This is a genomic window from uncultured Oscillibacter sp. (genome assembly GCF_910579365.1).
In the GTDB taxonomy this organism is placed as follows: Bacteria; Bacillota; Clostridia; order Oscillospirales; family Oscillospiraceae; genus Oscillibacter.
In genome coordinates this window covers 40216-64567 of sequence record NZ_CAJTUX010000009.1, presented here as the reverse complement: position 1 = coordinate 64567, position 24352 = coordinate 40216, and the positions used below count along the sequence as shown (strand labels likewise).

22 protein-coding genes and 1 riboswitch are annotated in these 24352 nt (G+C 60.1%); of the genes, 9 read left to right on the top strand and 13 right to left on the bottom strand.

Annotated elements, in window-relative coordinates:
• Both QZ329_RS04355 and QZ329_RS04350 read left to right on the top strand, forming a co-directional pair.
• A partial coding sequence (locus QZ329_RS04355; RefSeq protein WP_295748679.1) for a hypothetical protein occupies positions 1 to 246 on the top strand: 246 nt, incomplete at its 5' end.
• Between the two features lie 121 nt (positions 247 to 367).
• A complete protein-coding gene (locus QZ329_RS04350) occupies positions 368 to 1729 on the top strand; it encodes a DUF4417 domain-containing protein (protein ID WP_365351417.1) in 1362 nt (453 codons plus the stop codon).
• 130 nt (positions 1730 to 1859) lie between these two features.
• Here the strand turns inward: QZ329_RS04350 and QZ329_RS04345 are convergent, their stop codons facing one another.
• Positions 1860 to 2699, bottom strand: a complete 840-nt coding sequence (locus QZ329_RS04345; protein ID WP_295748676.1) for a site-specific integrase — start codon at positions 2697 to 2699, stop codon at positions 1860 to 1862.
• Positions 2700 to 3267: 568 nt separating this feature from the next.
• Between QZ329_RS04345 and QZ329_RS04340 the strand changes: the two genes are divergently transcribed.
• Positions 3268 to 3528: a helix-turn-helix transcriptional regulator gene (locus tag QZ329_RS04340; RefSeq protein ID WP_295748674.1), complete on the top strand. Its 261-nt coding sequence runs from the start codon at positions 3268 to 3270 to the stop codon at positions 3526 to 3528.
• A gap of 16 nt (positions 3529 to 3544) precedes the next feature.
• A complete protein-coding gene (locus QZ329_RS04335; RefSeq protein WP_295748672.1) occupies positions 3545 to 4114 on the top strand; it encodes a Uma2 family endonuclease in 570 nt (189 codons plus the stop codon).
• A 669-nt stretch (positions 4115 to 4783) separates the two neighbouring features.
• Here QZ329_RS04335 and QZ329_RS04330 read toward each other — a convergent pair.
• Together QZ329_RS04330 and QZ329_RS04325 are read right to left on the bottom strand one after the other, a co-directional pair.
• Positions 4784 to 6346 carry an alpha-amylase family glycosyl hydrolase gene (locus tag QZ329_RS04330; RefSeq protein WP_295748669.1) on the bottom strand — a complete coding sequence of 521 codons (1563 nt, stop codon included), beginning with the start codon at positions 6344 to 6346 and terminating at the stop codon, positions 4784 to 4786.
• A 3-nt stretch (positions 6347 to 6349) separates the two neighbouring features.
• Positions 6350 to 7300, bottom strand: a complete 951-nt coding sequence (locus tag QZ329_RS04325) for an adenylylsulfate kinase (RefSeq protein ID WP_295748666.1) — start codon at positions 7298 to 7300, stop codon at positions 6350 to 6352.
• Between the two features lie 219 nt (positions 7301 to 7519).
• On the opposite strand from QZ329_RS04325, the gene QZ329_RS04320 reads away from it, so the two are divergent.
• Positions 7520 to 8377: an AraC family transcriptional regulator gene (locus tag QZ329_RS04320; RefSeq protein WP_295748663.1), complete on the top strand. Its 858-nt coding sequence runs from the start codon at positions 7520 to 7522 to the stop codon at positions 8375 to 8377.
• Positions 8378 to 8428: 51 nt separating this feature from the next.
• On the opposite strand, the gene QZ329_RS04315 is transcribed toward QZ329_RS04320, so the two are convergent.
• From QZ329_RS04315 to QZ329_RS04300, 4 genes are all read right to left on the bottom strand, one after another.
• Positions 8429 to 10615, bottom strand: a complete 2187-nt coding sequence (locus QZ329_RS04315) for an alpha-galactosidase (RefSeq protein WP_295748661.1) — start codon at positions 10613 to 10615, stop codon at positions 8429 to 8431.
• A 180-nt stretch (positions 10616 to 10795) separates the two neighbouring features.
• Positions 10796 to 11617 carry a carbohydrate ABC transporter permease gene (locus QZ329_RS04310; protein WP_295748658.1) on the bottom strand — a complete coding sequence of 274 codons (822 nt, stop codon included), beginning with the start codon at positions 11615 to 11617 and terminating at the stop codon, positions 10796 to 10798.
• 12 nt (positions 11618 to 11629) lie between these two features.
• On the bottom strand, positions 11630 to 12520 hold the full coding sequence (locus QZ329_RS04305) for a sugar ABC transporter permease (RefSeq protein WP_365351412.1): 891 nt from the start codon (positions 12518 to 12520) through the stop codon (positions 11630 to 11632).
• 14 nt (positions 12521 to 12534) lie between these two features.
• A complete protein-coding gene (locus QZ329_RS04300; RefSeq protein ID WP_295748655.1) occupies positions 12535 to 13851 on the bottom strand; it encodes a sugar ABC transporter substrate-binding protein in 1317 nt (438 codons plus the stop codon).
• Between the two features lie 422 nt (positions 13852 to 14273).
• Between QZ329_RS04300 and QZ329_RS04295 the strand changes: the two genes are divergently transcribed.
• Positions 14274 to 14951: a YesL family protein gene (locus QZ329_RS04295; protein WP_295748652.1), complete on the top strand. Its 678-nt coding sequence runs from the start codon at positions 14274 to 14276 to the stop codon at positions 14949 to 14951.
• A gap of 207 nt (positions 14952 to 15158) precedes the next feature.
• On the opposite strand, the gene QZ329_RS04290 is transcribed toward QZ329_RS04295, so the two are convergent.
• The 4 genes from QZ329_RS04290 to QZ329_RS04275 all read right to left on the bottom strand — a co-directional run bounded on the left by QZ329_RS04290 (position 15159) and on the right by QZ329_RS04275 (position 18970).
• Positions 15159 to 15920, bottom strand: coding sequence for a solute carrier family 23 protein (locus QZ329_RS04290; RefSeq protein ID WP_295748649.1), 762 nt, complete (start codon positions 15918 to 15920; stop codon positions 15159 to 15161).
• A 61-nt stretch (positions 15921 to 15981) separates the two neighbouring features.
• Entirely contained in the window at positions 15982 to 17337 is a 1356-nt protein-coding gene (locus QZ329_RS04285; protein ID WP_295748647.1) for an 8-oxoguanine deaminase, read from the bottom strand.
• Between the two features lie 183 nt (positions 17338 to 17520).
• A riboswitch (purine riboswitch) is annotated at positions 17521 to 17616 on the bottom strand.
• Between the two features lie 84 nt (positions 17617 to 17700).
• Positions 17701 to 18642 carry a cysteine synthase A gene (gene cysK / locus QZ329_RS04280; protein ID WP_295748644.1) on the bottom strand — a complete coding sequence of 314 codons (942 nt, stop codon included), beginning with the start codon at positions 18640 to 18642 and terminating at the stop codon, positions 17701 to 17703.
• A 103-nt stretch (positions 18643 to 18745) separates the two neighbouring features.
• A complete protein-coding gene (locus QZ329_RS04275) occupies positions 18746 to 18970 on the bottom strand; it encodes a hypothetical protein (RefSeq protein WP_295748641.1) in 225 nt (74 codons plus the stop codon).
• A gap of 199 nt (positions 18971 to 19169) precedes the next feature.
• On the opposite strand from QZ329_RS04275, the gene QZ329_RS04270 reads away from it, so the two are divergent.
• Positions 19170 to 19697, top strand: a complete 528-nt coding sequence (locus tag QZ329_RS04270; RefSeq protein WP_295748638.1) for a CarD family transcriptional regulator — start codon at positions 19170 to 19172, stop codon at positions 19695 to 19697.
• Positions 19698 to 19738: 41 nt separating this feature from the next.
• Here the strand turns inward: QZ329_RS04270 and QZ329_RS04265 are convergent, their stop codons facing one another.
• Both QZ329_RS04265 and QZ329_RS04260 read right to left on the bottom strand, forming a co-directional pair.
• The gene (locus QZ329_RS04265; RefSeq protein WP_295748635.1) at positions 19739 to 20344 is read right to left on the bottom strand and encodes a CoA pyrophosphatase; all 606 of its coding nucleotides are present in this window, start codon (positions 20342 to 20344) and stop codon (positions 19739 to 19741) included.
• Positions 20341 to 21228, bottom strand: coding sequence for a diacylglycerol kinase family protein (locus QZ329_RS04260; RefSeq protein WP_295748633.1), 888 nt, complete (start codon positions 21226 to 21228; stop codon positions 20341 to 20343). Before QZ329_RS04260 ends, QZ329_RS04265 begins: the two co-directional genes overlap by 4 nt.
• A gap of 123 nt (positions 21229 to 21351) precedes the next feature.
• Between QZ329_RS04260 and QZ329_RS04255 the strand changes: the two genes are divergently transcribed.
• Positions 21352 to 22584, top strand: a complete 1233-nt coding sequence (locus QZ329_RS04255) for an AI-2E family transporter (protein ID WP_295748631.1) — start codon at positions 21352 to 21354, stop codon at positions 22582 to 22584.
• Positions 22585 to 22773: 189 nt separating this feature from the next.
• Complete coding sequence (locus QZ329_RS04250; RefSeq protein ID WP_295748629.1) at positions 22774 to 24345, top strand: ABC transporter substrate-binding protein; 1572 nt, start codon at positions 22774 to 22776, stop codon at positions 24343 to 24345.
• Positions 24346 to 24352 lie beyond the last annotated feature (7 nt).

The window sequence follows — 24352 nt, the reverse complement described above, 5'->3', positions numbered from 1 at the left end:
TCTGACCACATATCTGCCCACAGACAGAGAAAAACCGAGGGACTCTGGATTTTACGCTCCAGAGTCCCTCGGCTCATATCAACCAGCTTGCTCTTCCAACCGCAGCCTCTCCTTTTCAGCGGCGATCTCCGCTTTCATCTGGAGGATCATCTCCTCCGGCAGCTGCTCACAGTCCTCTTTGGTTTTGGCGTAAACGTTGCGGGGCTGCTTTTTACTGTTAGGCCAGCTTCAGAAAACGGTCAGTAGTTGTGCACTGATGTACAACTTTCAATTCTATAAGAGCCTCATATAGAAGGATGTTAGTCCTTACTTTTGATTTGGAGGCCCTGACACGACAGAAGAAAACTACAGCTACCGCACCAGCCAAATTCTGCTGCGAAACCAATTCCCTGGAAAAGGAAAACTGAAAATTCCCGTTATCCCCAAATTTCAACCAAGGCCGGGAGATTTTGACGACTTACTACGGATTGGCTTTGATAAGACCAACCTGGAGGACCAGAACCACCTTGACCGTATGGTTCACTTCTTTCTGTACGATTACCGTTTTGAGCGAGTCTGTAAGAATCCGGACAGCGACATTGAAAAGCTGTCCCGATACCGGGCGGTGCTCTCTCCCGATTTCAGTATGTATCTTGAAATGGCGCCTGTCATGCAGCTTTACAACGTGTTCAGGAACCGCTGGTGCGGCGCTTATTGGGCATCCAAAGGGATCCGTGTGATCCCTACTGTAAATTGGGGCGATGAATCCACATTTGCTTTCTGCTTCGAGGGAATCGAGATTGGCAGTACCGTTGCTGTGTCCGCCTATATGGCGTCAGCCCATGATAACCGGCAGGATCAGAAGGAATGGTTCATGGCCGGTTACAACGAGATGCTGCGGCGGATCAAACCGGAAAAAATAATTTGCTACAATACACCCTTCCCGGAGATGCAGGGCGATGTTGTGTTTGTGGACTATGACCGCAGTTCCTGGCGGTATATGAATTACGAGAGGTCATACAAAGCAGAGGATTTAGACGCTTTTAAAGTTGGTGGACAATCGCAGGCGTTCTATGATACAATCAGTCCATTCATAGATGTGCCGCTGAAAGGCGGCGGCAGTGCCTATGGAGGACAGTGGAGGCCAAACCCGAGCAAACCTAATGACGCAATTTACTGGGGGCCGGCTAATACAATTCAAAGAGTATTCATTTCAACGCGAAAAGGTGGATACTGGGCAACCGTGAAATATGATTCCATAGGGCGAGCGGTTCTAATCAGGCACGAGACCGTCCATGTTCCAAACGGAATTCATTCTAATCCTCACGATCATATTATTCGATGGATATCCCCCGCTTTTAGACCTGACCCCAGTCCGCCAATTAACTATTTTGATGGGAATATCCCAGAAATCAAACGATATGAACAGGAGGGACTACGCTTTATGAATTTGCAATATGACCCGGAAGCATATCGGTTTAAAACAATCAGCGACTTCAAGTGGAGTATGAAATGCGGCAGCGAGATTCAATTTGACTGGAAGGGTATTTCTTATTGTTGCTATGGGGCTGTATGTCCTGCCCCAGGCCAGAAATCGCGTATGGTAATTGCACAGGCAGGCTCCGCAGAAGTTCTTGCTCAAACAGGAATGTGGTGCGATACTGCCCATGAGGTTCTTGAGTATATGGTTGGCGATGATCGCCTACGGGATGTGATTACTCAGGTTACCGTAACCGAACGCACGATTTGACTGGCATAACCAAGCCGCAGACAGAGACAAACGGCTCACCGAGAGATATTCCGTTCGGTGAGCCGTTCGTTTTGTTAGCTTGCGTTCAGCCGCTCCTTTTCAGCGGCGATCTCCAATTTCATCTGGAGGATCATCTCCGCCGGCAGCCGCTCACATTCTTCTCTGGTCTTGGCGCAAACATTTCTGGGATGCTTCTTCCATCCGGCCAGACCGGGGAGTAGCGGCCCTCCCACAGGTGGTCATTGATCTGTGTGACGCATCCGGCGCCTGGCTTGCGACGTTTACCCTTGTAAGGCTGGAAGGCGCTGGGAGCGGGCTTTCGCGGCACTGGCTGATTCTCCATTTGTGCCTCAGATTTGACGACGCCCTGGTCAACCTTCATTGCCGCTGTACGGCGCATCTCATCGGTGACATGGGCGTAGATGTTCAGCGTGGTGCTGCTGGACACATGCCCAATCACCGCAGAGAGGGTCTTGAAATTGAGATCATCCCACTGGAGAGCCAGAAGCTCGCCTCGACGCAGGCCGGTGGCGATCTCCAGCAGGAGCAGCTCATAGCAGCCATCCTCCCTGGCCTGGATTAGTAGCCGCTGAACCTCGTTCGGAGTGAGCACCTGCATCTCCCTGGGCTTGGCGGGAGGAAGCCGGCATCCATCGGCAGAGTTGCGGGCGATCAGCTTCTTGGAGACCGCCATCTCCAGCGCGGAGCGGAGTGTGGTGTGGCACCCCCGCACCGTCTGGCCGGAGAGTCCGCTGTCATAATGGTCAATATTTTTGATGCGTCCATTCTGCTTGAGGTCGGTGTAGAACTGCTGGAGGTCATTTTGCGTGAGCTTGTCCAGCGGGATATCTCCCAGTGTAGGGATGATGTAGCTGTAGATTTGCTGTCCGTATGATATCTGGGTGTTGGGCCGCAGATTTGGTTTCTTGTTGGTCTGATACCAGAAATCCAGCCACTGGCCCAGGGTCATACCTGGTTTGGCGGCAACAGGTTCTGCCGATACTGGCGCTCAGCTCTTTCACCTTACTTTTTGGGGGCAATCAAGGCGATTGCGGTACAGAAAGGGGGGGAAGTGATAAGGCAGCGGGGATACTGGCGGCACCTTTCATGAAAATCCAGGACGCCTGGCGGCAATCTCCTTTTCGCTTTGGCGTGGGGTCGGAGGCGTGAGTCCATTTCGCATCCTGCCTACTCGGGGAACGCGTTTCCCCGGTCCTCTGACGGAGGCTCACCGGCGGCGGGTGGCTGCTTGTCACTTTTCGTGCGCCTCACAGGACCGACTTACCGAATCCGTTCCCGCTCTTATGTGATGTTCTTGCTGTTGCCCGTCCATCTTCGCCGGTGTTCTTACCTCCTGGCATGAACCATTATAGCTTAAAAATAGCCTATTATCTGCCAGTGATATAGCCAAATGCTTGCCGATCCATTTGCACAATTTAGGCTTGCTTTAGGCTATCTTCTGCGGTATAATACATCCATACTGGGAGGATGGTCTGGCAGGACCGGGGTACCCGATAACAGCGAAGGGAGGGGCGGCGATGCCTATTGATTACAGCAGACTGCACGATGTCCTAAAGGCCAATGGAACCACGCTATACAAGCTGAATGCTGAGAAGGTTATAGGCAGTGCAACACGCCAAAAGCTATTGGGACAGCTCCCGGGCGGGATTGACGCGCGGACTATCGAGGCCCTGTGTAAACGGCTGCACTGCCAGCCTGGAGACTTTATGACCTATGTTCCGGAGGACGGCGAGGAGGCCCCGGAGCCGGGTATCATCCCAGCGCGGGGGGTAAAATAGGGGAGGAGTGATTTATATGCCGCTGCCGAAAGAGAACCGCTATACCTATGCTGACTTCCTGGCCGGGACCGAGGAGGACAGGGAGGAATTGATCGAGGGCCATATCCGCATGATGTCCGAGCCGTCCAAGGCACACCAAGAGGCCGTGGGAGAGATTTATGCCCAGCTGCGCAACTACCTTCGGGGTAAGAAGTGCAGAGCCTACATTGCTCCCTTCGATGTGCGTCTGTTCGAGCGGGACGGGGATCAGCCTGACGATGTTGATACCGTGGTGGAGCCGGACGTGATGGTGGTCTGTGATGTCTCCAAGGTGGACGATCAGGGGATTAAAGGAGCTCCCGACCTCATTGTAGAGGTGCTGTCCCCATCCACGCAGAGCCATGACCGGGTAACCAAGTTCAACCTGTATCGGCGAGCGGGCGTCCGGGAATACTGGCTTGTTGATCCTGAAAGCCGGGTGGTCCAATCCTTCATCCTCCAAAATGGTCAGTATGTCGCTGCGGCCAGCAGCGGGTCGGACCGCCTGGGCGTCCGTGTGCTGGAGGGGTGCGTCATCGACTTGGGAGATGTATTCCCGCAGGAATAGGATTCAGCTCAGCAAAGAACAAACCGAGAGGCCGGGGCGTGTGCCCTGGCCTCTCTTTGTCCTCTGGAAACCGCTACACGGCGTTTTATCCTTCTCTCTATACTCCAAAACCGTCAGACCGCTCTTATAGGCCATCCTGGGCCGCTCTGCTCGCTCATTTTCCGGCGGGAAATTATGGGTGAATTTATAGCAATCCTCAGAAATACTGACAGCAGTTCGGCAGATCCAGGCAGCACATCACCGCGTCTTCCTCCTTGACGGGCGTCAGCCCGCCTGCGTCGTCATCCTTGCGCTGTACCGCCTGGATTCACCTCCTTTGCTGTCATTATTTTTGAGGCTTGCTATAGATTATCTCTTTAGAAGTTCTTATATGTCGGTATAGCCCGTATTTTCGGGCTTTCCCGGCATTTTAGATAGGGGAGAAGTTCTTATATATACCCTCAAAACTTCCTGGGCTTTCCCTGGCTATGCTGCAATCAGCCTTTCCCGTCTATTGAGTCTGCGCTTTGAGAGGGCGTCCCGCGTGACCGAACCGGCGAATACGGTCTTCGTTGGCGTGGGCATACATTCAGAGTGTAACCGCCGTATCAAAATGTCCAAGAGGTCCGCTGGCAATGCAAATGCCAGCATATGGGGACAGGGGTGTTTTGGCAAAGAGGGATGATTTGCTCAACCCTCCGGCTGAGCCGGGGAGCCTGGCTGTGAGAACGAAAACTTTACGCCACCATCATGGCTATTCCGAATCGTGATGCGGAAGGAGCAGTCCGCAAAGTCGGCCTCAAGGATTGCGGTTTCATCTTCTGCGGTCCACTGCATCTCCAGCTGCGTGCCCGTTGCTGCGGCGGTGATGACGGCATCCGGAGAAAACACATCAAAACGGTTCCGCGTCTTGATGAGCTCCAACTGCTTTTGCACCACATCCAGCCCCAGCCGTTCCTCTATGACGGCGGCGGTAAGGTTGGTGCGGTTGATTTCCTTGTGCCCGTCCTTGCCGGCCTGTTCCATGGCGGCATAATCGTTTTTTCCCGCAAAGAGGTCAAGATACCACACCTGGGGTTTGCCGGGCATGAACAGCTGTACCGCGCGCGCCAGCAGCATCTTTCGCGCATCCTCTCCCAGCGCGCTGTAGTAGGTGGCGTTGACCTGATAGTACATGTTTTTGGCGCCGTGCAGGTTTTTTACATAGCCGCCCCGGGCGACCAGCGTATCAATCAGACCCTGAATCCGCCCGTCAGGCAGCAGACCCTTCAGGTCCAGCAGGGGAATTCCGTCGTGGCAGCCCAGCATATTCACAGTGGAAATCCGGTCGTCCACCAGCTCCATTGCCCAGCGGGCCAGGTATTCGCCGGTATGATGCTCCAGGGCGTCAATCAGGAGGCCGGGCAAAAAGAAGTCATATGTGGTATAGCCTTTCGCGGCAATGACCTTATACACGCCCTCGCCGTAGCTGGCGTGAATCTCCGGCAGCAGCGTCAGATCATAGCGGTCCGCCAGCTGCCGGACCCGCTCCAGCACCTCCCAGGTCTCCGGCTCGTTCATAAAGTTCTTCTTGCCAGGCGTCTTGGGCGCGTAGGCGAAGGCGTCCAGACGAACGATCCTTGCGCCGTAGGAGGCCAGCTTTGCAAGCGTCTGGTCATAGAAGTCCCAGACCTTGGGCGAGCGGATGTTCAAGTCCATCTGGCCCAGATACCTGCGCGTTCCGCCCTCGTCCCACACCTTCTGATAGAAGGTGTTCCAGTAGGGAACCTCCCGGCCGTCGGGGAACTGCACCATCAGGATGGGAAGCCCCGGCTTGCGGAAGAACATCTCCTCGACATACTGGGGGTCAGGCTGAATATAGCCGCTGCCGGTCATCGCCCCGCAGCCCTCCCAGAACTTGTTCCAGTCGATGAAAAAGTCCCGATATTCGGACTGGTCCCCCTTTGCCAGAAGGTCCTGGAACTGCGGCGACATAACGGAGGCATGGTTCAGCACGAAATCCAGCTTCAGGTCGACGCCCAGTTTCCGCAGGCGGTCCAGATCGTCCTTCGACGCCAGCTCCTCGTTCAGGTCATAGTCCACCACGCAGAAGCCGCGATCCAAATCGGAGTGGTACAGGCTGGGCAGAATGTAGAGAGAGGCAAACGCGTTCCGCAGCTCTTCCCGCTCCAGCATGGCGGCCAGACCGCTCAGGCGGCTGCCCACACTGTCGGGATAGGCGTTGAGCATAACGCCCCAATTGTGCTTTGCCATGCGTTATCCCTCCTGCTCCATGAGACGGCGGTACTGGCTGAAGCGAAGCACCTGACCGCTTTTGGAAATGATGATTTTGGCCTTGTGGGCGCAGCGGTCCAGCTCTGCCTGTTCGATCTCCAGCACCATGGTGGTAAAGGCGGAATCGGTCTTTCCGTCCCGGGCGCGGGACCGGCGGTGGATGCGGGTTTCCTCCGGCGTGCTGTTGAGCAGGACAGGGACGTCCACACCGTGGAGAAAATCACTGTTGCCATGGGTCCATTCAATGACCAGCACATGGGTCCGGGAGAGGTCAACCGGCTCATACCACCGCTCGTCCTCGGTGCGGCCCATGCGCTTGAGAAACAGGGAGCCGCTGCCCGCCTTGAATTTGGCGATGATGGCGTTAAGCTCGTCATAATCCTGCTCATGGGGGGTCCCCAAATACCCGCTCAGGGCCTTCCGCCCTTCCGCCTGGTAGATTCGCAGCCAGTCTCTCCCGGCGGCCTCCTTTGGGTCGGCGTCGGTTTCCGCCGCCCACAGGCGGCGCAGCTCCGTGCCCGCAGCTTCCGTGTAAACGCCGGCCTCCAGCATCCCCTGCATGCCGCCTGTGCGGAAGATCCGGATTCGCTCCGCGTCGTTGTACATGGGGATTCTTTTCGGATAGTTGTCGCCGGACAGGGTGTACGCGCCCACGCCGGCACGGCGGAAATAGCAGCTGAGCAGACTTGCGGTCTCCGATTTGCCCACGCCGGAGCCGCCGCACACGGCAATGACGGCCCGGCCCGTCCGCTCTGCGGCCTCGGCAGCCATGGGGAGCAGCAGAGGAAAGATGGTATTCGCCTTGTCAATGTGCTCTTGGTTGATCTCTACCTTATCCCCCGGCATGTCGCCGTGGGGAATCTCCCCCTCCAGGACCGGAGGGGCCCATTGCGGCAGCGCGGAGGCCGCCTGTTTGATCGCCGAGTGGTCCATGGTTATGGTTCTCCTTTCACCGAATGGACGGAAGTCTTTCCGCCGGTTTTCCGCGTTTCAAGAATGTGGGGCGTTTCTGTGCCAAATCCGCAGGGTTGGAGCAATTTGGTTGATTTAAAGGCGGGATTATGATATGATTTGATCGCATCACGAAAGGTCCCCTGCCGGATGCGGGCAAATACCTGCCGCATCCAGACCAAGATAAGGAGATGACGCGGCGTGGATGATTTTTCCTTCTCTGTGTTTCCCAACGAGGAACTGCTGGACTTCCGCTTGTTTCAATGCGGCCGGGAGCAGTGCAAACCGCTTCACTCCTTCGGGCCCTTTGTCCGCAATCATTACCTGTTCCACTATATCATCTCGGGTCAGGGCTTCCTGGAGGCCAACGCGAAGAAGGGGGTCACCCAGCGCTATGACCTGGAGGCCGGTCAGGGCTTTCTCATCACTCCCGGGCAAATCAACACCTATAGCGCGGACCAGCTCCAGCCATGGAAATATGTCTGGCTGGAGTTTGATGGACTGCGGGTGGCGGAATATCTGAACGAGGCGGGCCTGAGCGCCGCGCATCCGGTCTACCAGCCCAAGACGGCTGGGCAGGCGGAGCGGGTTCGGGATATCATGCTCTATATGACCGACCACGCCAAAGCCTCGCCGCTCCATCTGATCGGCCATCTGTGCCTTTTTCTGGACGCGCTGATCCAGACCTCCTCCGCCCGGCGGGAGCCCCGGGAGACGCAGCTCCGGGACTTTTATATCCAGGAGGCCGTCAGCTACATGGAGCTGAACTATCAGCGGGAGCTGACGGTGGAGGAAATCGCCGGCGCGTGCCAGCTGAACCGCAGCTATTTCAGCAAGCTGTTCAAAGAGAAAAAGGGGTGTCCGCCTCAGGAATTTCTCATCCGCCTGCGGCTGACCAAGGCGGCGGAGCTGATGAAACAGTCCACGGTGTCCATCGGGGACATCTCCGCCTCCTGCGGGTATCCCAATCAGCTCCACTTTTCCAGGGCGTTCAAGCAGCGCTACGGCGTATCGCCCCGGGAGTGGCGCGCGCAAAACAAAATACAGGGAAAGCATTGACGGGTACAGGCGGTAAAAGCGGCGGCTTTTACCGCCTGTAATGGCCGGCGCTCATTCCGCCTCCAGATAGAGCTGAAGGGCCTGGTAGTCCCCCGAAAGGACCGGCAGGGGCCAGCCCGCCTGCATCAGCACGTCGCCATGCCAGCTTCCCTCGCCGTTGATCCGATAGCGCAGCGCCGGGTCCAGACCCTTAATGCGCAGGGTGAGGAAGGGGGGCGCGCCCCGGAAGGGGCCGGTGACCAGGCTGACCAGGGCCTCCCGCCGGTCGGGGGAGACATGCTCCCAGGCGGTGTAGGGGCCGTTCCGGAAGGGGTCGCTGAGGCGGTAGTAGTCCCCCGCCTGAATCAATTCATAGTGCTCCTTGAAATATGCCGTCTGCCGCCGGACGGTCTCCTTTTCCTCCGGCGTGCATTTGCTCAGGTCCATCTCATAGCCGAAGGTACCGTGCATCGCCGCTACGCCCCGGGTCTCCATCGGCGTGACGCGGCCGGTGGTACCGTTGGGCACGGCGGAGACGTGGGCCCCCATGGCGGAGACGGGATAGCAGAAGGAGGTGCCGTACTGGATGCGCAGGCGGTCCATCGCGTCGGTGTTGTCGCTGCACCAGATCTGAGGGGTATAGTAGAGCATTCCGCCGTCAAACCGTCCGCCGCCGCCGCAGCACCCTTCGATGAGGATGTGGGGGAAATCCCGGCGCAGGCGCTCCGCGAAATCATATACGCCAAGGACATAGCGATGGTAGACCTCCCCCTGCCGGTCCGCGGGCAGGGCGGCGGACCAGACCTCGGTGAGACTGCGGTTCATGTCCCATTTCACATAGGAAATGTCCGCGCTGGAGAGTACGTTCTTGATCTGGCCGTAGATATGGTCCCGCACATCCTGGCGGGAGAAGTCCAGAACCAGCTGCGCCCGGCCCCGGGAGGGTCTGCGCCCCGGCACATTCAATACCCAGTCGGGATGGGCGCGGTAGAGGGCGCTGTCCTCGTTGACCATCTCCGGCTCGATCCAGATGCCGAAGGCCATGTGCAGCTCCTGGATGCGCTTTGCCAAGGCCTCCAGACCGCCGGGGAGCTTTTCCTCGTTGACATACCAGTCGCCCAGGCCGGCGTTGTCGTCATTTCGCGCGCCAAACCAGCCGTCGTCCATGACGAACAGCTCCAGCCCCAGCTCCGGGGCGTCCTGGGCGATCTCCAACAGCCTGCCGGCGGTGAAGCGCATCTCCGTAGCTTCCCAGTGGTTGATGAGCACCGGCTTGCGGCGTCCGGCCCAGGGGTCGCGGATCAGATGGTTCCGGATCGCCTGGTGGAACCTGCGGCTCATCTGCCCGAAGCCGCAGGGGGAACACACCATCGCCGCCTCCGGCGCGGTAAAGCTCGCGCCGGGTTCCAGGGTCCAGGCGAAGTGGTAGGGATGGATTCCCATCACCAGGCGGGCGTTCTCAAACTGGTCGGTCTCCGCCGCCGCCTGGAAGTTGCCGCTGTAGAGCAGCATGGCGCCGTAACACAGGCCGTAGTCCTCCCCGGCGTCCCGGTCACAGAGGATGACAAAGGGGTTGTGCTGGTGGCTGGAGGCGCCCCGGACGCTGTCCACGCTCTGGACGCCGGGGCGCAGAGTGGCGCGGCTGGGGCAGCGCTCCATCACGTGGGCGCCGTTGAAGGTGATGAGGTCCAGGTCGGAGCGGATGAAGTCCAGGCACAAGGAGGCGCACCGGCACAGGCGCACGGTTTCCCTGCCCGTGTTTTTCACCCGGACGGTCCGGGTGATGAGATCGCATTGCTCCAGCACGCCGTAGAGGAGTTCTACTTCCACCTGCGCGGCGTCGTCCCGCAGGATTACGGAGAGGGTTTCCCACTCCTCCTCCCCGCCGTGAAAAGCGGGCAGGCCCTCCAGACGGTATTTGCCCCGGCGCACCTCGCCGCCCACATAGCGAAGATCCGCAGTGTGGCTGCCGTTGGGCAGCTCCAGCTCGATGGAGGGCAGACGGTAGTCCCCCACGCCGCAGGTGGAGTACTCCTGGGGGAAGGTATCCAGCGAGAAGGTGCGGCTGCCGCCCGCTTCATTGGGGTTGGGGGAGAAGCCGCGGTCCTTGCGGCGCAGTAGGAAGGACAGGTCGCCGTCTGACAGCCGGGGACCGTAGTAGGCGTGGAGCAGCACGTTGTAATCCCACACCTTCATCTGGTAGGTGGTGCTTTTGGTGTGCAGGGTATAGGTCCTGGTTTGTTCATCGTAAAGGATCATAAGGAATTCCTCCTTAAGGAATGATAAAGTGGAGCAAGGCTCATCTTAACGGATTTTCTCCCGGTTCGCAATGCTTACCGCCGAAAAATTTGGGTTCGCTGGGATTTTACAGCAGGTGACAGCCCCGGCGGGCAGAATTGTCGCCGGGGCTGTCGAAGCGAGAACTGGAAAACGGCAGGATTACTTTCCGCCGGTACCGGCAATGCCTTCCACAAACTGGCGCTGGAAGATGAGATACAGGATAATCATGGGCAGCATCGCCAGCAGGGAGCCGGCCATGAGCATGGGGAAGTCGGTGGTGTTCATGCCCCGCAGAGTGGCAAGGCCGGCGGAGAGGGTAAATTTCGTGACGTCGTTGTTGACGATCTGGGGCCACATCAGGTCGCCGTAAGCGAAGACGGCGGTGAAGATGGTCAGGGCGGCCACGGAGGTGCCCGTCAGGGGGAACATGACCTTGTAGAAGGTCTGCCACTGGTTGCAGCCGTCCAGATAGGCGGCTTCGCCCACCTCCTCCGGAATGCTCATGTAGGTCTGGCGCAGGAAGAACACGCCGAAGGCGCTGACCAGGCCGGGGAAGACCAGGGCGAAAATGGTGTTGGCCATGCCCATCTTTGCCACCATCTGGTACTGGGGAATCAGGAAAATCTGGCTGGGCAGGGACATCTGCATCAGCACAATGGTGAACAGGATGTTCTTGCCCCGGAATTTCAGCTTGGCGAAGGCGTAGCCCGCCATGGAGCTGAAGGCGATGGCGCAGATCACCCGGAAGAACACCAGCAGAATGGTGTTCCAGTACAGCCTGACGAAGGGCAGCTTGGAGAGAACTTCCTTATATTTGTCCAGCCGGAAGGCGGAGGGGAAGATGGTGGCGGGGATGCTCATGCTCTCCGGAACCGTCTTGAAGCTGGTGAGGAACATCCAAAGGAAGGGGAAAATCATGATGACAGAGCCCAGAATCAAAAACAGGTACGAAAGGTATTTGCTGGTCTTGGAACTTTTCATTGCAGCCCCTCCTTAAATATCGTAAGTGACCCACTTCTTCTGGCCCCAGAACTGAATCAGGGTCACAAGGAGGATCAGGCCGACGGTCCAGATGACGATGGCGGAGCCATAGCCGCGGTCGCCCGTCACGAAAGACGAACGGTAGAACAGGTACATCAGGCTCTGCATGTCGGCCATGGCCGGGTTGGTCTCGTCCGACATCATGTAAATCAGGTCGTACACCTTCATGGAGGCCATGAGCCGCATAATAAGCACGGAGAACAGGGAAGGGGAGATCATGGGCAGGGTGATGGTGAAAAACTGACGGATCTTGCCCGCGCCGTCGATGCTGTTGGCCTCGTACAGGGTCTTGGGAATGTTCTGAAGACCCGCCAGCAGCAAAACGGCGTCATAGCCCACGCTGCTCCACACGGAGACGATGGCCACGGCCAGCACAGCGGTTTTGGGGTTGGTAATCCACTGGATGTTGGTCCCCAGAATCTGATTGAGGATGCCGTACTGACCGTTGAAAATCCACTGCCACACCATGGCCACGGCGGCGGGGGCGCACACCAGAGGCAGGAAGAAGATGGTGCGGAAGCCGCCCTTGAACTTGACCTTGGTGTTCAGAAGCATAGCCACGAACAGGGCCAGCATCATGCCCACAGGAACGGTCAGGATACAGAACCAAACGGTGTTCCAGGTGGCTTTCCAAAATTCGGCGCTGCTGAACATGTCGATGTAGTTCTGGACGCCGATGAATTTGTATTTGCCGAAGCCCAGATGCTCGCAGAAGCTGGTGTAAATGGTCTGGATGAAGGGCCAGATGTTCAGCACAAATAGGCCGATGATGGTGGGAGCTACCATGATCCAGCCCCAGTTTTCCTCCCGCCGTTCAGCGGCAGACAGTCTTGGTTTTTTCACAGCATACCCTCCTCTCAATTACTGGCCAATTTTCTGGCGGTTTCGGTATTCACGATGTTCTCGATTTGCTCCAAGCCGGCGCCGATATCCTGATTGCCTGCGTAAACCTGGTTCAGCACGTCCAGGACCTGGCTCTTCCAGCGGGGGCTGGCAGAGTTATAGGGGACCTGGATGGCGTACTCAAACTGGTCGAAAATGCAGTCAATGTTGATCTTGTAATCAAATTTGTCCCAGGCGGCCCGCCAGCTTTCTTCGGTGCCTATGTAGGCGGGGATCGCCGCGCCGGATTCGCCTTGAATGATCTGGGCCTCTTCGGTGCCGAAAAACTTGATTACGTCCAGGGCGATGTCCAGGTGCTTGCCGTGAGCGCCGGTGGAATAGCAGAGGCCGTTGGACATGCAGGCCCGGCCGTCGTGGTCCAGACTCTCGTCCGTGTGGACCGGGTTGGGAGCCTTGGGCAGTTTGGCAATGTCCCATTTGCCGTCCATCTGGGGATTGTTTTCGATGGCGCCCAGCAAACTCCAGCTTCCCTCCATGAACATGGCGCCCTTCTCGGACCAGAAGGTAGCGCCCGCGCCGTTCTGGGTGAAGAAGGTCTGGTCAGGACACCACTCCTCCTGCTGCATGCCGATGTAAAACTCCATGGCCTCCTTGCCGCCGGGCTGGTTAAAGCCGGAAGCGGTCTTGCCGGCATTGAGAATGTAGCCGCCGTTCTGGTAGACGTAGGACCAATAGCCCAGCTGGTCGTCCAGATAAGCGAGATAGCCATAGTTGCCGGTGGCGTCGTAGATTTTCTGGGAGGCCTCCGTCATGTCGTCCCAGGTCCATCCGTCGTCGGGATAGGCCACCCCGGCGGCGTCGAACATCTCCTTATTATACACCAGGACGTTGTTGTCCTTGTCCTTGGGCACGCCGTAGTAACGGCCGTCGGAACCGCTGACGTTGTTCAGGGAAATCTCGGAGAAGTGGTTTTGATAATAGCCGCTCTCCACGTCGTTATAGAGGTTCGTCACGTCGGCCAGCATGCCGAAGTCCGCGTAATACAGCAGCTGGTTGGTGTGCATCCAAAAGATGTCGGGCAGGGTGTTGCTTTCGGCGGCGGCTTCCAGCTTGGTCCAATACTCGCTCCAGCTGACCACCTGCACGTCGATGACTACATCCGGATGCTGGGCGGTGTAGGCCGCACACATGGCCTCCATGCCCGGCTGCTGGGCCGCATCCCAGATTTGGAAGGTCAGGTGAGTTTTGCCGTCGGAAGAGCTGCACCCGGCCAGCGACAGCAGCAGCGTCAGGACCAACGCGGCCGCCGTCATACGGGGGATCCTTTTCATAACTCCACTCCTTTTCCGTTTTCCGCGCCGCACAGCCCCGGGGAGATGGAACGCGGTTTTGTTTATCATAATACGGAAAAGTGAAATTTGTAAATGCCGCTTTGTGCGCAAAATATTTCGCGATGTTGCAAAATATCCCTTTTGGAGAGGTTGCGCCACATTTTGCTATGTTTGGGATTAAAACCAGTGTAATGGCGAAAAAGCAGGGCTAATTTTTGTATATATTGCACATAAAAATTCCCGATAGAACGGGATGCGTCTTCTTTCATCCAGTAAATTCCATTGGATTTAGGGATAAAAATATACCGGAATAACATCGGCGCGAAAAAAGGCGGCATGCTCTTGAATTGGTGAAAAAAGTGTGATATTCTGTTTCTCAATAAATTTCTCCGCCGCACGCGGGGGCAGAGGAGGGGCAGGTCATGTTTTTTCAAAGCGACGATAGCGATCTTATGCCGCCGGAGGTCGAGGACGGCGGGGAAGCCCCCGGGAAGACCGGCTTTGCCCGGGTCCTGGAGCTTGTGAGCGGCCAGTGCGGCGCCCTGCTGAAGGCAAACCTCCTGTTTCTGCTGGGCTGCATCCCCGTTGTTACCATTCCCCTCAGTCTCTATGCCATGAACCGCGTGATGCTCCGGGTGGTGCGGGATCAGCCGGTGAAATGCCTCCGGGAGTACTGGGAGGCGTTCCGGCGGGACTGGAAGCGGGGGTATCTGGCGTTTTTGCTGACGGCGGCGCCGCTGGGCTTGGCGGGGTGCGGGATGTGGTTCTATCTGAGCCGCGCGGCGTTAAACCTGCTGTTCTTTCTTCCCTTCCTGGTGTGCTCCACCGTCTTTTTGATGACGCTGCTGTCCTCCGGGTATCTGTATGGCCTGCTGGACAGCGGGAAAAAGGGGAAGGAGGCCGTGGGGCTGGCGCTGGTGCTGGGGGTGGCAAGGCCGCTGCGGTCCATACCGGCGGCGCTTTGCTGCTACGGCTTGCCGCTGCTGGCGGTGCTGCTGTTCCCGTTGAGCGGACTGTATCTGCTTCTGCTGGGGTTTTCCCTTCCCTGCCTGCTTGGGAATTTCTTCCTGCGGACCTTGCTGAAGCCGTATATGGAATAGGAGGAACGGCGCGGCGGGACTGTGAGCGCCGGCGGCGGTCATCGTACTGCGAAAGGGCCGGAGAAACAACGTTTCTCCGGCCCTTTCGGCGGTCCTGCGGGGGAGAGGCGGCCATCCGCCCCGGCGGGTCTTCCGGTCCGCGGTCTTTCTGCAAGGGCGGGCCCGCCGGACAAAGGAGAGCATCCGCGCCGTCCCGAGGGGGGACGTTTATCCCCGCATGGCCTCTTTGGCCAGCTCAATATCCGCCTGGTCCCGCAGGGGGAACAGCAGGTTGGCCAGAATGGCCATGATACAGGTGGCGGTGACGGCGTCGTTGAAAATGAAGCGGATGAAGCCGGGGAGCTGGGCTACGGCGTCCGGGTGGGCGGGCACGCCGATGCCGAAGACAAAGGTCAGGCCCATGACCAGGATGTTCCGCTCGCTGAAGCCCGCCTTGGCGATCATCTTGATGCCGTTGATGAGGATCATTCCGAAGACCGTGATGATGGCGCCGCCCAGCACGGCGTTGGGAATGGCGGAGAAAAGCACCCCCAGCTTGGGGAAGAAGCCGGAGATCATCAGGATGAAGGCCCCGGTGGCGATGCACCAGCGGTTCACCACCCGGGTCATGGCCCCGATGCCCCCCGCCGCACCCACGGCGGAAGCGGTGGGCACGAAGGTGAAGGAGGTGCCCATGACGATGGGAAGCCGCGCCCCCACCTGATAGCGGCTCCCCAGCCGCAGGGGATAGAGCTGGATGAAGGTGGTGAGGCCCGAGACGAACATGGCGCATTGAACCATGGTCACCGTGTCCGCGCCGGAGAGTCCGCAGACCCCGGCGATGATGAGAATGGGAGCCAGATTCGAGGTGAACATCGCCAGCACGTGCTGGCGACCCAGGGGGACGGCGGTGGAAAGGCTGGGGCGGCCGTCCAGTTCATAGACCATGTTCCGGTCCTGTTCGCGGGTGTTTTTTCGATCAGCGTTCATGCGGTTTTCCTCCCGTAGCTCCGCGGAAGGCAGGTTCCGCGGAGTGATTTTTAACATGCACTCAGCGGTTTAAATACGCTTGGACACAGGCCCGGGCCTCCCGGACCGCCTTCTCCTCGTCCACGCCGGTAAGGCGGCCGTCCCGGACCACGACGCGGCCGTTGACCACGGTGCAGTCCACCGCGCCCTTGAAGCCCACGGTGCCCAGCATGGACTTTACATCCAGGTCCGCCCCCACCAGCTCCAGCCGGTTCCGGCGGATCATAAAGAGGTCCCCGGCCTTGCCCGTCTCCAGACTGCCGATGTCCTCCCGTCCCAGCACCCGGGCGCTGCCCTGGGTGGCGATTTTCAGGCAGTCGTATCCGCTGGGGGCCCGCTCGCTGGAGCAGAGCCTGTGAAGCAGGAAGGCGGTCCGCAGTTCCTCCAGCAGGCTGGACCCGTCGTTGCTGGCGCTGCCGTCCACGGCAAGGCCCACGGAAACTCCCAGGGCCAGCATGTCGGGAATCCGGCAGACGCCGGAGGAGAGCTTCATGTTGGAGATGGGACAGTGGGCCACGCCGGTGCCCGTGTCCGCCAGGAGCTTGAGCTCATCGTCGTTGAAGTGGATGCCGTGGGCGTACCAGACGTCGCGGCCCAGCCAGCCCAGGTCCTCCATATAGGCCAGGGGGCGCTTTCCGTATTTCTCCAGGACGAAGTTCTCCTCGTCCTTGGTCTCACAGAGGTGGGTGTGGAGCCGGACGCCCAGGTCCCGGGCCAGCAGGGCGGACTGGCGCAGCAGCTCCCCGGTGACGCTGAAGGGGGAACAGGGGGCCAGGGCCACCATGCGCATGGAGTTGAAGGAGGGATCGTGGTATTTCTCCACCGCCCGCTGGCAGTCCCGCAGAATCTCGTCCACCGTCTGGACCACGCTGTCCGGGGGCAGGCCGCCGTCCTTCTTGCTCAAATCCATGCTGCCCCGGGAGGCGTACATCCGCACGCCCAGATCCTTGGCGGCGGCGAACTGCGCGTCCAGCAGGGCGGCGGAGGCGCCGCCGGGAAAGACGTAGTGATGGTCAAAGACGGTGGTGCAGCCGGTTTTCAGCAGCTCCCCCATGCCGGTGACGGAGCTGTGATAGATGGTCTCGGCGTCCAGGTTCTTCCAGATTTCGTAGAGCGTCCGCAGCCAGTCGAACAGCTCTATGTTCTGCACCTGGGGCAGGTTCCGGCTGAAGGTCTGATAGAGATGATGGTGGGTGTTGATCAGGCCGGGATAGACGATGCAGCCCGAGGCGTCCAGCACCTGGTCCGCCGTCTGGGGCTCCTGGCCCATGTAGGCGATGACGCCGTCTTGAATCAGGATGTGGGCATTTTCCAGCACGGTGTCCTGCCGGTCGCAGGTGACGATGGCCGGGGCGTTTTGAATCAAAAGACTGCTCATGCGCGGTCCTCCCATGTACGCGGATTTCGCGTGAAGTCATACGGGCAGGATAAGCGCATGAGCAGCCGTCACGTGCGCACATGAGGCGTGCCGATCTTGGAGAGCGGGGGACGGTCTTCCGCTGCCGGCAGAGGAAGCCATAGAAAACAAAAAAACTGCCGAAACAAGAAGACTACAGGTTTCCGGGCGGACCCGAAAACTTGTAGTCAACTGTTAAGGCAGTTGGTAGAAACGCTCATCCAATCATGAACTTATACAAGCCAGTATATGTCGCTTAGCATACAGGGAAACCGGGGCGCTGTCAAGCGCCGTTGTGACAAATCTGCAAAGTGCATGATTTCACGGGAGAAAATTGTGCGAATCTCACAGGGGGTCTCCGTCGGAAAACAGGGAGGTGGAGAGATAGCGTTCCCCGGAGTCCGGCAGCAGGGCCACAATGGTCTTTCCCCGGTTCTCCGGCCGCCGGGCCAGCCGGAGGGCGGCCCACACCGCCGCGCCGGAGGAGACGCCCACCAGCACGCCCTCCATCCGGCCTATCTGGCGGCAGGCGGCGAAGGCGGCCTCGTCCTCTACGGGGATGATCTCGTCATAGATTCCCGTGTCCAGCACCGGCGGAATCATCCCCGCGCCGATGCCCTGAATCCGGTGGCTTCCGGCGGGGCCCCCGCTGAGGACCGGAGAGGCGGCGGGCTCCACCGCCGCGACGCGCACGGCGGGATTCCGGCTCTTGAGGTACTGTCCCACGCCGGAGATGGTGCCGCCGGTGCCCACGCCGGCGACAAAGACGTCCACCTGTCCGCCGGTATCCTCCCAGATTTCCGGGCCGGTGGTCTCCCGGTGGGCGGCGGGGTTGGCGGGGTTGGAAAACTGGCTGGGGATGAAGCTGCCGGGAATCTCCCGGGCCAGGGCCTCCGCCTTGGCGATGGACCCCGCCATGCCCAGGGCCCCCTCCGTCAGCACCAGCTCCGCGCCATAGGCCAGGATGATGCGGCGGCGCTCCAGACTCATGGTGTCCGGCATGACGATGATGGCCCGATAGCCCCTGGCGGCGGCCACAGAGGCCAGCCCGGCCCCGGTGCTGCCGGAGGTGGGCTCGATGATGACGCCGCCGGGACGCAGCAGGCCCTGGGCCTCGGCTTGGCCGATCATGGCCCAGGCCACCCGGTCCTTCACGCTGCCGGAGGGGTTCAGGTACTCCAGCTTACCGAGGATGCGGGCCTCCAGGCCCTCCGCCTTCTCCAGGCGGACAAGCTCCAGAAGCGGGGTGCGGCCGGTGAGCTGGCCGGCGGATGTGTAGACGCGCATGGCTTCCTCCTTCTTGTTGAAACGCGGACGGACCGCCAGGTCTGTTGGGGTGTTAGAGTATATGCCCCGGCGGCGGAGAGGTTGACAGCTGCGGGGGGCGGGCTTAGAAAAGCTTTTTCAGCCCCTCAAGCTTGTCTCCCAGGTCCGCGGCGGCCAGCTTGGTCTTTACGCCGGCGACCAGGGGCTGAAGCTGCTCGTCCGGCAGGTCCACGCCCAGCAGCGTTTCCAGGGCCTTCACGGGGTCCTTCTGAAAGTTCTGGAGGAGGTGAGGGTCCTTCTGGAGTTGGGCGGCCAGCTCCTCGATTTTGGCTTTGATGTCGAAACTCATGTGTATACTCCTTTTTCGTTTGCTGCGCCGGAGTGAGCGGCGGCAGCTCCATCATAAGGAAATCCGGAATGATTGTCAATGCGCTTTCCGGCGGAGACAAAAAAATAACGGTTTCCCTATAAAATTTCGCTTACATGTTTTCAGCAAAATGTGGTAAAATAAGAGAGCGATTTGGAGCGGAAAGGAAAGGAGGACCTGCATGTTTCAGCCTGGAGAATTGGTGGTTTACGGCTCCACCGGCGTGTGCCGGGTGGAGGGAATTGTCCGTCCGAACCTCTTGGGGGAGGACCGGAACCGGCGGTACTACCTCCTCAAGCCCCTGTGGCAGGACGGGGTGATTTACGCGCCGGTGGACAGCGAAAAGGTGCCCGTCCGCCCGGTGATCTCCCGAGAGGAGGCGGAGGCGCTGATTGACCAGATGCCCGGCATTCAGGCGGCGGCCTGGCAGGGAAACACAACCCAGGCCCTGGCCCAGCAGTACCAGTCCGCCGTCCGGGACGGGGGGCACCAGGCGCTGATCGAGATGATGAAGGCCATCTACGGCAAGCGCAGCCGGGCGGCGGCCAAGAACCGCCGCCTGGGCGTGGTGGACGAACGGTATATGAAGCAGGCGGAGCGCCTGCTCTACGGCGAGCTGGCCACGGCGCTGGAGATTCCCTATGACGGGGTGGAAAACTATATCGCCGCGCGAATCGAGGAGGGACTGGCGGACTCCGCCGGGGCGTGAGGCGGCAAAAGGAGACGGGAGTCCGTCTCCTTTTGCCGCATTCAGCGGAGAATTTCCCGCACCAGACGGGCCGTCATGCCCCACACGGCGCGGCCCTGATAGCGCCAGATGGGGACCTCCGTCCGCCCCCGGCTCCAGGGATAGGTCCGGGGAATGCCGACGGCGGCGTAGGGGAAGTCCTCCGGCACCCGGGGGACCAGGTCATAGCGCCAGACCTCCGGCTCCGTCTCCCGGAAGAAGGAGAGGGGAACGGTGAACACCGCCGCCACCTCCGCCGGGGAGGGGCGCAGGGCCTCCAGCCCCGCCGGGGACACCAGCCCCAGCACCGGGTGGAGAAGAAAGCCCCGCTGGCTGCAAATGAAATCCGGCGTGCCCAGGGGCCGGACCTCCTCCCGGGGGATGGACAGCTCCTCCTCCGTCTCCCGGAGGGCGCAGTCCAGAATGCTCTCCCCCGGCTCCATCCGCCCGCCGGGGAAGCAGACCTCGCCCCCCTGCCGCAGCTGGGGGGCCCGGACCTCGAAGAGGAGGGCGAGGCCGTCTTCCCCCTCCACCAGGGGACAGAGGACGGCATAGCTCCGGGCCGCCCCCAGAAGGCCGGGGACATGTCCCTCAAAGCGGCGGCGCAGCCGCTCCAGCTCCCCGGTCACAGCAGCATGGTCAGCCCCTGGCGGCGGTTTTCGATCTCCACCACCGGGACGCTGGGGGCGTATTCCCCGTCCAGGGACCAGGGCAGGTCCTCCTCCGTCTCCAGGCGGATGGAGGAGACGTGGCGGAAAATCAGGCCCTGGCTGTCGTACTCCTGGTTCAAAAGGGCGTGGACCAGGCTCTGAAGGTCTGCGGCGGTCTTGGGGCTGGGGACCAGCAGCATTTCAAACAGCCCGTCGTCCAGCACCACCCGCTCCGGGTCCAGCTTCATCAGCCCGCCGATGGAGGTGGAGTTGCACACCGCGCCGAAGAGGTATTCCCCGTCCAGGCGCTCCTCTCCGGCGGTGACGCGGAGCTGATAGGGGCGGAGGGTGTTCAGGTCCTTCATGCCCTCCAGAATATAGGCGAAGTGGCCTAGGGCGTTCTTGGCGGCCTGGGGGGCGGCGTAGCTGGAGCGGGTGAAGGCCCCGAAGGAGGCCACGTAAAGAAAGCTCCTGCCGTTCCAGAAGCCCACGTCCAGCTGCCGGGGAACGTTCCGGGCGATGGCGGCGGCGGCCTCCGCCGGGTCCCCGGAGACGCGGAGGCTGGCGGCGAAATCATTGGTGCTGCCCTGGGGCAGATAGCCCAGGAGAGGGGGCCTGCGCAGCCGGACCAGGCCGGAGGCCACCTCGTTCAGCGTGCCGTCTCCCCCCACGGCGACCACCAGGTCGTACCGTCCGCCCTCCCGCCGGGCGGTCTCGGCGGCGTCGCCGGGGGCGGCGGTCATGTGGACGGAAAGGAGATAGCCGGCCTGGGAGAGGACGGCGGCGGCGTCAAACAGCGGGCCCCGGGATTTGCTTTTCCCGGCCCGGGGATTGACGATCATCAAGAGCTTGCGCTGTTTCATCTCGGTCACCTCCAGGGAAGACTGGGCGTTTAGATGTTGTGAACTTTAGTATAGCATGGAAAAATGAGGATTGCAATTCCCCGCGCCCCCGTGTAGAATGATGGGGGAAGGACGGTGAGCGCCATGGAACGGAAGAACCACTATGTCAGCCTGGGCGTGACGGTTTTTTTGACCGCCGCCGCGGTTATGCTGCTGTACGACACGCTCTTTGGGGGCAAGGCGGCCCTGGCCCTGGTGGAGGCGGTGAAGCCCATTCTCTACGGGGCGTTCATCGCCTATCTGCTGGCCCCCATGGTCAACTTTTTTGAGCGGAATCTCTTTCCCCTCCGGCCGGGAAAGCCGCGGAATCGCTCCGCCGCCATGGCGGTGCGGACCGTGGGCATCCTGCTGGCCTGGCTGGTGATCGCGTGCTTTTTCTACCTGCTGGCCTCCGTGCTGATGCCGGAGCTCTATAAGAGCGTTTTGCAGCTCATCGACAACGCGGACAACTACTACCGGACTATCAGCGGATGGGTGATTCACCTGCTGGAGACGAATCCCACCGTGGCGAACTGGGTGAACCAGCAGATGGCGGCCTATTTCCAGGACCTGGACAAGTGGCTGACCAGCGGCGTCCTGCCCCAGCTTCAGGCGGTGATGGTGACGGTGTCCGGCGGGGTGCTGAGCCTGGTGAACTTCGCCAAGGACCTGCTGGTGGGCGTCATTGCCTCCGTTTACCTCCTGGCCACCAAGGAGCGCTGCGCCGCCTATGGGCGGAAGCTGGCCTACAGTTTGTTCTCCCGGGAGAATGTGGGTCTGGTCCTCCGGGGGGTGCGGAGGGCGGACAGCATCTTCTCCGGCTTTGTCCGGGGGAAGCTGCTGGATTCCATCATCATCGGTATTCTATGCTTTGTGAGCTGTTCCATTCTGAAATTCCCCTACACGCCCCTGGTGTCCGTCTTCGTGGGCGTCACCAACATCATCCCCTTCTTCGGGCCGTTCCTGGGGGCCATTCCCAGCGCCTTTTTGATTCTGCTGGTCTCCCCCCGGCAGGCGCTGTATTTCGGCATATTCGTTCTGGCCCTCCAGCAGCTGGACGGCAACGTCATCGGCCCCAAGATTTTGGGCAACACCACGGGCCTCAGCAGCCTGTGGGTCATCATCGCCATTTTGGTGGGAGGCGGCTTTTTCGGCGTGCCGGGAATGTTCTTCGGCGTGCCGGTGTGCGCCTGCCTCAACTGCCTGATTAACTTCTTTGTGGACGTCCGCCTGCGAAAGAAGGGCCTGCCCCAGGAGGCGGCGGCCTACGCCGCCGGCGGGAGCTGCGGCCCGAAGCCCACGGAAAAGGGCGGAGGCGGCGGCCAAAAAAGTCTGTGAAACCTCTTGCAGTCCCGGAGCGCTTCGTGTATAATACGGCCCTGTGGGCGCCCGGAAGACCGGGACGCCCGCGGGGCTTTATTCATGAGAGCCTTCAAAACTGAATAGAGCCGAACAATTTTGTCTGGGCGGGACAGTTTCCCCGTCCAACACTGACCCGCGATCGGGCAGTGATGAAAGGAAGCAGACATGAAGAAGAAACTTTTGGCGCTCCTTCTTCTGCTGGGCCTCCTGAGCGCCGTACTCTGCGGATGCGGAGACGGCAGCACGGGCCAAACGGCAGACGGCGGACAACCCAGCGGCTCCACCAGCACCCCTGAGGCGGAGGACCCTCCGGCGGATCACCCCAATGAGATCACCGTCGGCATCGCCCAGGACCTCGACGAGAGTCTTGACCCCCACAAGGCCGTGGCGGCAGGAACCAAAGAGGTTATGTTCAACGTGTTCGAGGGCTTGATGAAGCCCACCCCCGACGGGGATTTGATTCCCGCCGTGGCGGAATCCTTTGAAATTTCAGAAGACCAATTGGTCTATACGTTTACCATCCGGGAGGGGATTACCTTCCATAACGGCAGCCCCGTGACGGCGGCGGACGTGGGCGAGTCCCTGGCCCGCTGCAAGAATGGCGGCGACGGCGTTTTTGAGGTGGAGGCGTTTTCCAATATCCGGGAGATCACCTCGGAGGACCCCCGTGTGGTCTCCATTACGCTGGAAGAGCCCGACAGCGAGTTTTTGTCCTATCTGACCACGGCGATCCTTCCCGCGGACTACGACGGGCAGGACACCGCCCCCGTGGGCACCGGGCCCTTTCGGTTCATTTCCCGGGCGGCCCAGGACAACATCGTCCTGGAGCGCTTCGAGGATTACTGGGGCGAGCCCGCCCACCTGGATAAAGTCACCTTCAAAATCATTGAGAACGCGGACAGCATCCTCATGAGCCTCCAGAGCGGGGCGGTGGACCTGTTCGCCCACATGACCAGCACCCAGGTGGCCCAGCTGGGGGATGATTTCAACATCGAAGAGGGCACCATGAATCTGGTTCAGGCCATGTACCTCAACCACGCGGAGAAGCCCTTTGACGACGTGCGGGTCCGGCAGGCCCTGTGCTACGCCGTGGACCGCCAGCAGATTCTGGACCTGGCCTTCGACGGGTACGGCAGCCTCATCGGCTCCAGCATGTACCCCGCCTTCGGCAAGTACTTCGACGAGTCCCTGACCAACCATTACACCCACGACGTGGAGAAGGCCAAGGCCCTTCTGGCTGATGCCGGCTATCCCGACGGGTTTAAGATGACCATCACCGTCCCCTCCAACTACCAGCCCCACATCGACACCGCCCAGGTGATCGTGGAGCAGCTGAAAGAGGTGGGTATCACCGCCGAGATTCAGCTGGTGGAGTGGGGCACCTGGCTCTCCGACGTGTACGCCGGACGGCAGTATCAGGCCACTGTGGTGGGCGTGGACGCCTCCACCATGACCGCCCGGGCCCTGTTGGAGCGGTTTACCTCTACGGCGGGTAATAACTTTATCAATTATAACAACGCGGAGTATGACGCGCTCTTCCAGCAGGCCATTACGGCGGCGGACGACGCGGCGCAGACCGCGGCCTATAAGCAGGCGGAGGCCAATCTGACGGAGAACGCCGCCAACGTGTACATCCAGGACCTTGCGGACCTGGTGGCCGTCCGCAAGGGACTCGCCGGCGTGCGGTTCTATCCGATCTACGTTCTGGACCTGGCCGGCATTCAATATACGGCGTGATTTTATA

Coding starts and splice junctions, on each gene's coding strand:
- QZ329_RS04345 (WP_295748676.1), bottom strand. CDS start 2,699: ATGACCCTGGGCCAGTGGCTGGATTTCTGGTATCAGACCAACAAGAAA.
- QZ329_RS04340 (WP_295748674.1), top strand. CDS start 3,268: ATGCCTATTGATTACAGCAGACTGCACGATGTCCTAAAGGCCAATGGA.
- QZ329_RS04335 (WP_295748672.1), top strand. CDS start 3,545: ATGCCGCTGCCGAAAGAGAACCGCTATACCTATGCTGACTTCCTGGCC.
- QZ329_RS04330 (WP_295748669.1), bottom strand. CDS start 6,346: ATGGCAAAGCACAATTGGGGCGTTATGCTCAACGCCTATCCCGACAGT.
- QZ329_RS04325 (WP_295748666.1), bottom strand. CDS start 7,300: ATGGACCACTCGGCGATCAAACAGGCGGCCTCCGCGCTGCCGCAATGG.
- QZ329_RS04315 (WP_295748661.1), bottom strand. CDS start 10,615: ATGATCCTTTACGATGAACAAACCAGGACCTATACCCTGCACACCAAA.
- QZ329_RS04310 (WP_295748658.1), bottom strand. CDS start 11,617: ATGAAAAGTTCCAAGACCAGCAAATACCTTTCGTACCTGTTTTTGATT.
- QZ329_RS04300 (WP_295748655.1), bottom strand. CDS start 13,851: ATGAAAAGGATCCCCCGTATGACGGCGGCCGCGTTGGTCCTGACGCTG.
- QZ329_RS04295 (WP_295748652.1), top strand. CDS start 14,274: ATGTTTTTTCAAAGCGACGATAGCGATCTTATGCCGCCGGAGGTCGAG.
- QZ329_RS04290 (WP_295748649.1), bottom strand. CDS start 15,920: ATGAACGCTGATCGAAAAAACACCCGCGAACAGGACCGGAACATGGTC.
- QZ329_RS04285 (WP_295748647.1), bottom strand. CDS start 17,337: ATGAGCAGTCTTTTGATTCAAAACGCCCCGGCCATCGTCACCTGCGAC.
- cysK (WP_295748644.1), bottom strand. CDS start 18,642: ATGCGCGTCTACACATCCGCCGGCCAGCTCACCGGCCGCACCCCGCTT.
- QZ329_RS04275 (WP_295748641.1), bottom strand. CDS start 18,970: ATGAGTTTCGACATCAAAGCCAAAATCGAGGAGCTGGCCGCCCAACTC.
- QZ329_RS04270 (WP_295748638.1), top strand. CDS start 19,170: ATGTTTCAGCCTGGAGAATTGGTGGTTTACGGCTCCACCGGCGTGTGC.
- QZ329_RS04260 (WP_295748633.1), bottom strand. CDS start 21,228: ATGAAACAGCGCAAGCTCTTGATGATCGTCAATCCCCGGGCCGGGAAA.
- QZ329_RS04255 (WP_295748631.1), top strand. CDS start 21,352: ATGGAACGGAAGAACCACTATGTCAGCCTGGGCGTGACGGTTTTTTTG.
- QZ329_RS04250 (WP_295748629.1), top strand. CDS start 22,774: ATGAAGAAGAAACTTTTGGCGCTCCTTCTTCTGCTGGGCCTCCTGAGC.